Source organism: Streptomyces sp. SID5910 (assembly GCF_009862125.1).
Classification (GTDB): domain Bacteria; phylum Actinomycetota; class Actinomycetes; order Streptomycetales; family Streptomycetaceae; genus Streptomyces.
This window is the reverse complement of sequence record NZ_WWHX01000376.1, coordinates 1-10,078: the sequence shown is the minus strand read 5'-3', so window position 1 is coordinate 10,078 and position 10,078 is coordinate 1. Positions and strand designations below refer to the sequence as shown.

The following is a 10,078-nucleotide window of genomic DNA, read 5'->3' as shown; positions in this document are numbered from 1 at the left end:
GAAGCCCAGGTCGGTGGCGTTGCGGGCGAGCGCGCGGGTGCGGGCGTGGGCGTACCGGACGCGGAAGAGCGGGTTGCTCTCACGCTGGACGAGATGTTCGTCGCCGGTGCGGGGCCGGTCGTGGGGCGCGGGGTGGAGCAGGGCCCAGCGGCCGGCGTCGCGCCCGAGGCGGAGGGGGTCGGGATCGCCGGGTGCGACGGGGACGGGCCGGACGTTCACGGCGAGCTCCGCGGGCGCCGGCCCCTCCGCGTCGACGCGGACACCGAGGGCGGCGGTCCACTCGGGGGCGAGGGGGGCCGCGCAGCTCGTACGGACGAGGGCGCCCTGGGAACGGAGGATGCGGGCGGCGGCCTCGGCGACGACGACGGCACGTAGGTCGTGGGGGCAGTGCAGCTGCACGACCCGGCCGTCGGGTGCGTCGGCGTACCCGTAGCGCGTCCCGTGCCGCAGGATCTCCTCGACGAGGACGGCGGGGGCGGTGCCGTGGAGGCTGATGTTGAGGAACCCGGGCCCGGTCAGGACGACGTCGGTGATGCCCTCGGTGTCGACAAGGTACGGCCGCAGCACCTCGGCGACACGGCGGGGGGTCTGCCCGGCCGGCCGGGCGAGCTGGAGCGCGATGTTGGTGGCGTAGTCGCCACACCCTCCGGGCCCCGGCGGAGCGACCTTGACCCGCTCGGGCACGTCCACCCGGAGCTCCCCCGCGTCGACGGCGCGACGCACCGCGTGCAGCACGGTGCGGGAGAGCTCTACGGGGGTCACGGGTCAAGCGTATGGGAGGAGGGGGGTGGGTAAGCGAACCGGTTTACGGCAATCCCGGGATGTGGACGGAACCCCGCGGCGACCCTCCGCCTCGACTACCCCGCCGACTCCCGACGAGCGGCCGCCTCACCCTCTCCTCCGGCCCCGACGACATGCCCCCGCCCGTCGACGAGTTGCCGCACGAGGGCGACGAGCTGGGCGGGCTCGAAGGGCTTGGGCAGGAAGGCATCGACACCGCTCTCGGTACCGACATCACCGACCTCGTACTGGGAGGTGGCGCTGACGATGGCGAGGGGAAGGCCCCGGGTCCTCGGATCCGCTCGCAACCGCGCGGCGGTCCGGATCCCGTCCAGCCGAGGCATGACCACGTCCAGGGTGACGGCGTCGGGCCGCACCTGATGGATCACTTCCAGACATTCGACACCATCGGCCGCGGTCACGACCTCGAAGCCCTCCAGCTCGAGGTTGACCCTGATCAGCTGCCGGATGACCTTGTTGTCGTCCACAACAAGAACTCGGCCAGAAGCCCTAGGCACAACTCGAGAGTAGGTCCGCCCCGGCCGCCGCGTCCGGGTTTTCCCCACTTCCACCCCACGCGGGCGACATCACCCCCGCCCGCTGACGCCTCCCTTCCGCTTCCACCCCGACGAGAAGGGCCCCTGGGCGACGGAAAACCCGTTCATGACCACCCCGACCGAGCTGGTAGTGTTCTACCCGTCGCCGCGAGCAACAGCTCCCCGGCCGACACGCCCCCGTAGCTCAGGGGATAGAGCAACGGCCTCCGGAGCCGTGTGCGCAGGTTCGAATCCTGCCGGGGGCACCTCGAAGAAGGTGCCTAAAGACCCCGCCATCAGCGAGAACGCTGAGGACGGGGTCTTCGCGTATGTGCAGCTGGATGCAGCCCGGAGTGGCCGTACGTCGGGGTCTGTGGACGAGGCGTGGACGGGATCTTGAAGCGTTGTCCCAGGTGAGCCGTCGAAAACGGCGAGGCCCCCGGACAGGATGCCAAGGGCCTCGGGCGCGATCGGGTGGTGTCAGTCGTACTCGCGGAGCAGATCCTCGATGCGCCGGTTGGCGACAATCTGCCGCCCGTCGAGGCACTTCGCGTAGCGGGTGAGCAGGACCTCAACGCTGTTGCCGGCCCGCTCGGCCACCTCGGTCGGATCGACGCCCGGCGCAGGGCCATGACGCTCCAGGCATCCAGACTGCGGGCACTTATGGAGGCGGCCGGCTCGGTACTCTCTGGCCAGGAGGGCAACCGCCAGCTCTCAGGTCTGGCCGGTCGGCACAGCCTCGGCAGAGTCACTCAGACCTGCGGCCACGCTGCTGAACCACGATGGATGCGGCCGGGCAGTTAGGCGGCAAGCACCACTCAGTGACGGATAGTCCAGCTAGCTCGATCAACTCTTCCGTGATGCCTAACCTATACAGAGGCGTTTCGGAATGGCGTTGCAGCCACTTAAGCCGCCTCACCCTTTCCGCTTCGGTTATTTGAGCCCAGACGTCCACCATAACGCCTACATGAGAATTTCGACGTTGATTTTGATGCCATAATCGACGCACATAGGGAAGGGATGCCGGATCTTGAGCCAGCAATACCAGACACCATGCTGTTTGATAGTTCAGCGATGGGCCGTGATGCATCACTAGCCGACGAGAACGCCACTGAATTATAGGTGCTAGCAGCCACCGCCACATTACAGTCACGGCCTCTTCTCCGTAGGCTCGACGACGCGCTTAGCAGGATCAACTGGACCGTTCCTCGCGAGCCGAGCTCGACTGCTCTAGTTGCAGTTCACGCTTTCGCTGCTCTTCCTTGAGGCGCTCCACATATCTGGCGAAGAGACGAAGGCGGTCTACTTCAGCCAGGGGCGCGCCATTCTGGCTCGCATAGTCGTCAAGCATGAACTGAGACGCGTTGTAATGCTTCTCAATCTCATCCGCAGTGGATTGAAGGTTGTAGCCGCGCTCTCGAAACTTAAAGTATCCGGTAACGCCAGCCGAGATGCCGACCAATGCGCTTAGGGCTGACGTGCAAATAGCGAGAACTTTGTTGCTACCCTCATTCATGGCAGTGAGGGTCGACGTTACGATGGAGCCACTAATGATCAATAATTGGAATACGTTATGGATCCGCCGATTCCTACTGGCCCCCTTTCGATATTGGGCAATAAGATCGAGTGAGGCTTCGCGATAGATACGAAGCCCGGATGGAGAGTCCAGCGGCAGGCGGGCGGCGGCTGTCTGGCGATCCTGTAACGCGTTGCGGAGAGAGCCGGCGCGACTGACAATTTTCTTCCGATTCTTCCAGATTGTCCAAGTTAGGGCAATCCAGAGCCCTAGGACAATCACCAGTCCAGCCCAGCGTGTGAAATTCGGCTTCGACTCCCAAAGTCCAACTATCACCGTGTAGCCAAGCAAAAAGGCTAGCGCTACGGCACCAAACAGGCACAGCACGAAGATTCGCTGAAAGGTTCTGGACGCCCGCAGATCGTCTTCAATCTCGTCAAATACCTTTACACGTTTCCGATACTCTTCCTGTAAGCATCTTTCTTCCTCTTCTGTCAACACAGAAGAGGTGTGAGCAGTACTCCCGGTCGAGCGCGCGCGTCCGCCTGTACCATCTTGCCCGCTGGTCACAGCACCCCCGTACTCCGACTCGCTGATTCGATGCGTTGGGAGAGTACGGATAGTTTCAATGGCTCACAATGCCGCACCGTCGCTTGCGGGAAAACAGGCGGCCAATGTTGCAGCTGCTTCTCAAGTTGTTCGATGACCGAGAGTATTCACGCCATGTCAAGCACTGATCTCCTCGGATCATGACGACAGAAGCACAGGGGAGTGTGGGGGCGCGCAACAGGCGTCACCACTCAAGGGGTGGATCTTCCGCGCGCCGGGCCACCACTCCTCGCCGGTCTGTCATGACGTCAGTCCCTGCCCTCGTGTCCGTCGGTGGCAACCGGCGTGCGCCCATGGTCCTCACAGGCCACGCGAAAGCCGCTTGCGAGCGCTAGGCGCAAGAGCTCCGCGAGGCGTTCGGCCGTAGCGGGGGACACCCGGCCCAACTCAACGAAACCGTGTCCGAAGGCGTTCAGGTCTGCACGTAGGTAGGGGAAGTCCTTGTCCAGGCCCGCGCGGACGAGGACGTCCCGTAGTGCAGTGGTCGCGTTGCGGGCCGCGTACCATCCGTCGCCATAGAGGGGCGACCAGGTGGCAGCGTCGTGACCATCGGTCGGCTCACCCTGCATCGATGGACGGCTCCTCGGGGAGTGCGGCGACTGCCGCGTACGGAGTGGGGTACTGCTCGTCGAAGCGGTCGAGCCTCGCCAGGAGTTCTGCCGAAGCCACCAGTGCCGTCGCCAGGGCGACCGGGCGCAGCGGGTTGGCTTCCGGTCGGCGCATCGGTGCGCGGAGCCACTGGTAGCGGTCGCCGGACAACGGGATCGGGCCGGGCACGACGACGGCGCATCCCTGGCCGAGGTACCGGTAGGCCGGCGGGGAGGAGGTCTCACGAGCGAGGTAGCGCGTGAAGGTCTCGCTGCTGTTCGAGCCGAGGAAGAAGCCGACACGCTGTGCTTTGCGGTCGACGACCGAGGGCCCGAATGGCAAGCCGCTGCGCAAGAGCCGGTCGAACATCTCCAGTCCGAGGCGCTGGTCCACGCTCACCACGTCGAAGAAGCGGCCGGTCGCCAGCAGGCAGGGCGTTCGCGGGTCGTCCGCCCACATCTCTCGGCACGCCGCTGGATCGTCCGCCGCCGCAGACAGCCACTCGATGCCCCGCCTGGTCATCCTCTGCACGTCGTCTCACCCTCAGTAGGACTATGGAGCGGCCCTGGTGCCCGCTGTGCGTCCAGATTCGTGGTCCAGGCCTTGACCTGGGCAGATGACGAGAGGTGACGGGGGATGACGCGGGCGGGCATGAGGCGTCATCCCCCGTCCTCCCCGTTCCTCTCAGACGATCCCGGGTCACTGCCTGCACGCAGCGATGACCAGCGCGTACAGTCAGTGACGGAATCCCGCGCCGTCACACCGGCACCACGCGAGGAGTGAAGGCCGCCTTGATGCCGACCAGTGTCCGCTTACGCGAAGCTCGCACGGGCCGGGGCTGGAGTCAGCCGCGGTTGGTCAGGGAGTTACGTCAGGCCGCCGCCCAGCGTGGCCACCAACTCCCGTCGGACGCCAGCGTGAAGCGGCGTATCGCGAGTTGGGAGAACGGCCACAGCACCCCGGACGACTTCTACGGCCCGCTGCTGTGCGAAGCGTTCGCCGCCAGTGCCGCCGAACTCGGCTTGAACCAGGCCAAGCTCCAGGACAGCGCACTGCTCGACGCCGCGTACCCCGCAAGCCCGGACGACGCCATTCAGACGGTGCGCCAGCTGTGGCGTGCGGACCTCAACCAGTACGACCCGTTGCTTACGGCGGAGCCATCCGAACCGGCCTGGAGTGAGGCATCCCTGCGGTGGCTGGTCGCACCCGAGCCCGGCATCCCCCGGCAGCGGAGCGAAGGTGCCCGAGTCAGTCTCGGCGACGTGGCAGCAATAAAGACCACGGCGGACATGTTCGCCCAGCTCGACGACCAGTTCGGCGGAGATCACGCGCGCCGTGCGCTGATCCAGTACCTCAGCAACGACGTGGCCCCACTCCTACGGGGCCGGTACACCGAGCAAGTGGGCAGGGCCCTGTTCTCCACCGTGGCGGAAGCAACCCTCCTTGCCGGGTGGATGTCCTACGACGCCTGTCACCACGGGCTTGCCCAGCGGTATTTCCTCCAGGCCCTCCGTCTCGCCCAAGACGCCAACGACCGCCGGCTCGCGGGAAGCATCCTTTCCGCGATGAGCCACCAAGCGACCTTCCTGGGGCGATACACGCAGGCCGCCACCCTCGCTCGTGCCGCCCTCATGGGTATCTCTCCGGTAGCCACGCCGACGTTGCGTGCCCAGTTCCACGCGATGGAAGCCCGCGCACTCGCGCGTACCGGTGACGTTGCTGCCTGCGAGGCCGCCCTGAGCGCGGCGACCAAGGCTCTCGAAAGCCGGAACAACGAGGACGAGCCGGAGTGGATCAGCTACTTCGACGGTGCCGAGCTTGCCGCTGAGGCCGCCCACTGCTTCCGGGACGTCAACAGCGCCCGCCGAGCCGTCGCTCACGCAGAGAACGCCATGAGCGGCAGCCACGTACGGAGCGACTTCTTCGCGACCATGGTCCTGGCGGATGCCCATCTGCGGGCCGGGGACGTCGAGGAGGCGTGCCGGGTGGCACTCGATGCGTTGGATCTCGGGGAGCAGCTCAAGTCGGCGCGGTGCGTCAGCTACCTTGCCGAGTTCCGCCGGAATCTGAGCGCCTTCGGACAGAGCAGCGCAGCGCGTGACCTTGCGGGACAGGCCGGCGAGAACAGGTTGTGGGCTGCTGCGGGGCGGTAGGGGCGCGCCGCACCGAAGTTACCGATCACGCCGGGAGTGACCGCCGCTTCTCAGAAGGGGCCCCACTTCTTGCGCCCCTCTCCCGTCCGCAGAGACTGAACCCGCCGGGCGAACTCTGCCGCAGAGCGCTCGCTCACCGCGACTTGGTGACCGAGCCACGCCACCATCATCAGTTCCCGGAGATCAGCCAGGGTTTCGTAGCCGGGCCAGTTCATGAGGTCGAAGCCGTACCGGTGCACGAAGTCGGCGTACTCCGCCGCCGTGTGCCAGCCGTACCGGTCGTAGAAGAGCGGAGTCTGGATCAGGTCCCACTCGCGTGGGGCGAGAGCGAATCCGTCGAGGTCGATGAGGACAGCGTGGCCGTCCCGGTGACGAAGAATGTTCCCGATGCTGGCGTCCCCGTGAATCATCCCGTAGGGGAGCACGAAGTCCAGCCGGTCGTACTCCTTGCCCAGCCTCGCCGCCCGTTCCTCCAGGAAGGAGCGGTCTTCTTGGGAGACGGCACCCAGGCCGTCCAGTGAGGCGGACAGTTTGGCCATGGGGTCGAAGTAGGGGAGCCCCAGCGACTGGGGCTCTTCCAACCAGTGCAGCCGGCGGAGCAGGTCGGCCAGCTCACCGACCGTCGCGTACTCCTCGCGTTCCTGGACGCTCTCCCAGAAAGTGACGACCAGGCCGTGGACGACGATGGGCTGGGCGATACCGGCTGGAACCCGGGTGGCGGGGAAGTCGACCGTTTCCAACCAGCGCGCCACGGCGACGGCCCGTTCCATCTCCGGCAGGACGGCAGGGTCACGGGCGATACGGACGATGATCGGTAAGCAGGCCAGTCGGTAGACCGCGTTGGAGCCCAGTCGCAGCAACTCCGCCCCGGTCGCGTCCAGTCCGGCAGCCTCGCAGGCCTCGCGCAGGACGACTGCCACGCCTTCCGCCGTGAACTCCGTACCGCCGCCGACCGCTCCCCCGCTACTGCCCGAGATCATGCCTCCGACGATACGGCGCAGTCGCAGCCCCCTGACAGGGCGCCCGCACAGTACGGACTTAATGATCTTAAGCGGAGCGGCGCTGTTCTCCTGCTTCCCCGCAGGTCAGCCACCCGGAGCCGCTCACATTCCTTCGGGCCTCCGGAGCCGCGGGCGCAGGTTCGAATCCCCAACGGGGGCATGATGACCGGCAGGATCAGTGGCATGAGCGAGCCCACCGGGAAGTACTCGATCACCATGCCGCGCGACATTGCCGAAGCCGCCAAGGCTCGCAGCGGGTCCGCCGGCCTGTCCGCCTATGTGGCTGCGGCCGTCGCTCGCCAGGTCGAGCGGGACAGCCTCAACGAACTGATCGCCGTGGCTGAGGCCGAGCACGGCCCCGTTACGGACGAAGAGATCCAAGCCCTGAGAACAGGGGGCCGCAGCGTGTCCGGCAGTGCGGCATCAGGGTCCGGGGCCGCGCATTCCGCCGCTGGGATCGCCGAGGCCTGCCAGCGGGAGCGGCCCGGTACGCCCACCGAGTCCATCGAGATCGTCACCCCCGTCTGGCGGCTGGCCAAGCTCTTCGCCGACGATCGCGGGCGGGTGCTGCGGGAGGCCGGGATCGATGCGGCGACTCTCGATCTGCTGTCCGTCGTTCGGCGTTCCGGGCCGCCCTACTCGGTGAGCACCCGTGAGATCGCCCAGCGGACGCTCGTGACGGCCGGCGCGATCTCACAGCGTGTCGCCCGAGCCGAACGGGAAGGGCTCGTCCGGCGCACGCAGGGGAGCGCCGGACGCCGTACCGTTCTGGTCCATCTCACGGACGACGGTCACGCGCTCATCGAACGGTCCGTCGATGCCGTCCTCGGTTGGGAAGCCTCGCTGGTGCAGGGCTTGTCGGAGAGTGAACGCACTGTGCTCATGCACCTGTTGGACAAGCTCATGGCCGATGTCCGGCGGCGCACCGCCGACGGCGACGCCGGCTGACGCGCGGCTCAGCCGCCGGCCAGGGCGACCAGCTTGATGAAGGTCAGGGTGGGGGATCCCGTCAGGTCCACCACCTCGTCCAGGGAGTCGAGTTGGTGGTCGTCGGTGAGGATGAAGAAGCCGTTGGTCAGGAAGGCCCGTTCGGAGAGTACGGGGGTGTCCTGCCGGGGTCTTAGGGCTATCAGTTCTCGGACCGTCATTCGGTCCGGGAGGCCGGTCCGCTTTCGCTCAGCTAGGCGCTTGCCCGTTGCCGTTTCGTCTCGGAATGTGACCGTGGCCATCACGTGCCCCGGTTCAGTTGGCGGAGGATCGTCTCGTCGGTGATGGTCGTGTCCGCGGCCAGTAGGAACGCCTTGCTGAGGATCAGTGCGAGGCGTTCGTCGGCGAAGGGGAGGAAGACCGTGCGGTCGGTCGGCGTGCGGTGTGACGGGACGATGCACACGTAGCGGTCGTCCGGGTCCCTCAGGACGTTGGCCGAGAAGAGGTGGATCTTGTAGGTGTGGAGATCGCCTCGGACGCGGAGGAAGCGGCCGTCCAGCGTGCAGCGGTCGGCGATCTTCAGGCGGGGCAGGAGTCGTTCCAGTGCGTCGCGGCGTGCCAGGGCCGTCTCCGGCAGCTCGCCGAACGCCGTGCGCTCCCAGTACGCGCGGTGGACGCCCTCGTCGGTCCAGTCGGGGTCGGTGGCGATCGAGGTCACGCCGACGAAGAGGTCCACGTCGCGCATGGCCTCGCTGAAGACCAGTGGGGGTACGTCGGCGAGCGGGGACTCGCGCCAGGTGCCGTCCCGGCGGCGGTCGAAGCGGACCTGGTCGGTCGTGGCCAGTTCGTCGTCGCCCGCGTATGCGGACCAGGTGTGGTGGAAGCGGGCCCGCCACTCCCCCGCCGCCAAGGTGCGGTCGGCCTCGTCGCCGTCTCCCGCGTCCCAGGGGCCGAGAAGGTTGCTCCGCCAGCCTCGGGCGCGGAACAGGGCGAACATCCTGCGGTAGTGGACGAGGTGGGCGGCGAAGCGGTTGGAGTAGACGCGCGTTTCTGCCTCAACCGGGGTGAGGGCGTAGGTCTCGCGGAACGCCTGCTTGAAGGGCTGGCGGAGGTGGCGTTCGGTGAGCAGGTCCCGCCAGGTGCGTACGGCGTCGGGGGTGGCGCGGAGGGGGTGCCAGAGGCGTACGGAGGCGTCGGCCGGCGCGGAGGGGAGGGCCTCGCCCGTCGCGGGGAGTACTGCCCGCCACTCGCCGGGGGCGACTTCGATCTCCCAGATCAGGCGGCCTACTAGGGTTCGGGCCAGGGGGTGGCCGGCCAGTTCCGTGCGCCACCACGCGTACGGGTGGGTCGTGTCGACCGTGAAGCCGCCCTCCAAGGCGCGGAGGAGAGTGGCCAGTTGGGCGTTCAGGCGTTTCACCAGGTCGCGTAGGTCCTTGACCAGGGCGGCGTGGTCGCGGCGGACCGGTGCGGGGGCGGCGCGCAGTGGGCGGCCGTCCTTCTCCCAGGTCAGCGTGGCCGTGTCGGTGACCGTGACGACCGCCTCGTAGGCGCCCGCCGGGCGGCGCAGGACTCCGTCGGTGTCGAAGTCCGTTCTGGGGAGACGGAGTGCCACCTCCGTGCGTTCGGCCAGGGCCGCGTCCGCCTTCTTGAGCATCTTGTCCAGCTGCTTGGGCACCCCCGCGTGCCGCACGGTCCGGCGCACCGTGCGGAGCGCGGTGACCAGCTCGGGGGTCGGGAAGTCCTGGGCGGCGCGGGCCACTTCGTAGAGGAGGGCCTGGGAGGGGAGGGTCTTCGCCGGGGGCGGGGCGAGGGCCGTGCCGGGCAGCAGGCGGTCGAACAACGCCGGCAGCCAGGGTTCGTCGCGCAGGAGTGCCACCCGCAGGGCCTGGCCGAGTGTCGTGACCTCGCGGTCGGTGAAGGCCTTGTCCGCGCGGTAGGGGATCTCGCCGGCCCGGATGGCGTCGGTGC

General features: G+C 67.5%; 10 protein-coding genes, 1 tRNA gene and 1 pseudogene. 4 read left to right on the top strand and 8 right to left on the bottom strand.

Annotation, left to right across the window (positions count from 1 at the left end; translation table 11 throughout):
• Positions 1-762: ArgS-related anticodon-binding protein NrtL (gene nrtL / locus GTW67_RS12935; protein WP_161164954.1), on the bottom strand; the 762-nt coding region annotated here is incomplete at its 3' end.
• A gap of 95 nt (positions 763-857) precedes the next feature.
• Positions 858-1,352, bottom strand: a complete 495-nt coding sequence (locus tag GTW67_RS12930; RefSeq protein ID WP_161164953.1) for a response regulator — start codon at positions 1,350-1,352, stop codon at positions 858-860.
• A 158-nt stretch (positions 1,353-1,510) separates the two neighbouring features.
• Here GTW67_RS12930 and GTW67_RS12925 point away from each other — a divergent pair.
• A tRNA-Arg gene (locus GTW67_RS12925) sits at positions 1,511-1,582 on the top strand.
• A gap of 926 nt (positions 1,583-2,508) precedes the next feature.
• Here the strand turns inward: GTW67_RS12925 and GTW67_RS12920 are convergent.
• From GTW67_RS12920 to GTW67_RS12910, 3 genes are all read right to left on the bottom strand, one after another.
• Positions 2,509-3,402 (bottom strand): DUF4231 domain-containing protein, encoded by an 894-nt coding sequence (locus GTW67_RS12920; protein WP_161164952.1) that lies wholly within the window; start codon positions 3,400-3,402, stop codon positions 2,509-2,511.
• Between the two features lie 287 nt (positions 3,403-3,689).
• A complete protein-coding gene (locus GTW67_RS37640; protein WP_237518820.1) occupies positions 3,690-4,010 on the bottom strand; it encodes a hypothetical protein in 321 nt (106 codons plus the stop codon).
• Positions 4,000-4,560, bottom strand: a complete 561-nt coding sequence (locus GTW67_RS12910) for a bifunctional DNA primase/polymerase (protein WP_346010638.1) — start codon at positions 4,558-4,560, stop codon at positions 4,000-4,002. Before GTW67_RS12910 ends, GTW67_RS37640 begins: the two co-directional genes overlap by 11 nt.
• A 263-nt stretch (positions 4,561-4,823) precedes the next feature.
• Between GTW67_RS12910 and GTW67_RS12905 the strand changes: the two genes are divergently transcribed.
• Entirely contained in the window at positions 4,824-6,182 is a 1,359-nt protein-coding gene (locus GTW67_RS12905; protein WP_161164957.1) for an NsdA family TPR-like regulatory protein, read from the top strand.
• A gap of 50 nt (positions 6,183-6,232) precedes the next feature.
• On the opposite strand, the gene GTW67_RS12900 is transcribed toward GTW67_RS12905, so the two are convergent.
• Positions 6,233-7,162 carry a phosphotransferase family protein gene (locus GTW67_RS12900; RefSeq protein WP_161164951.1) on the bottom strand — a complete coding sequence of 310 codons (930 nt, stop codon included), beginning with the start codon at positions 7,160-7,162 and terminating at the stop codon, positions 6,233-6,235.
• A 204-nt stretch (positions 7,163-7,366) separates the two neighbouring features.
• Between GTW67_RS12900 and GTW67_RS12895 the strand changes: the two are divergent.
• A pseudogene (locus tag GTW67_RS12895) lies at positions 7,367-7,573 on the top strand (CopG family transcriptional regulator); the annotation flags it as partial.
• A 15-nt stretch (positions 7,574-7,588) separates the two neighbouring features.
• Positions 7,589-8,131 (top strand): MarR family transcriptional regulator, encoded by a 543-nt coding sequence (locus GTW67_RS12890; RefSeq protein WP_161164956.1) that lies wholly within the window; start codon positions 7,589-7,591, stop codon positions 8,129-8,131.
• Between the two features lie 8 nt (positions 8,132-8,139).
• Here GTW67_RS12890 and GTW67_RS12885 read toward each other — a convergent pair whose 3' ends face one another.
• Positions 8,140-8,331 (bottom strand): hypothetical protein, encoded by a 192-nt coding sequence (locus tag GTW67_RS12885; protein ID WP_237518819.1) that lies wholly within the window; start codon positions 8,329-8,331, stop codon positions 8,140-8,142.
• A gap of 80 nt (positions 8,332-8,411) precedes the next feature.
• The coding region (locus GTW67_RS12880; RefSeq protein WP_161164950.1) for a DUF4132 domain-containing protein at positions 8,412-10,078 on the bottom strand (1,667 nt) is incomplete at its 5' end.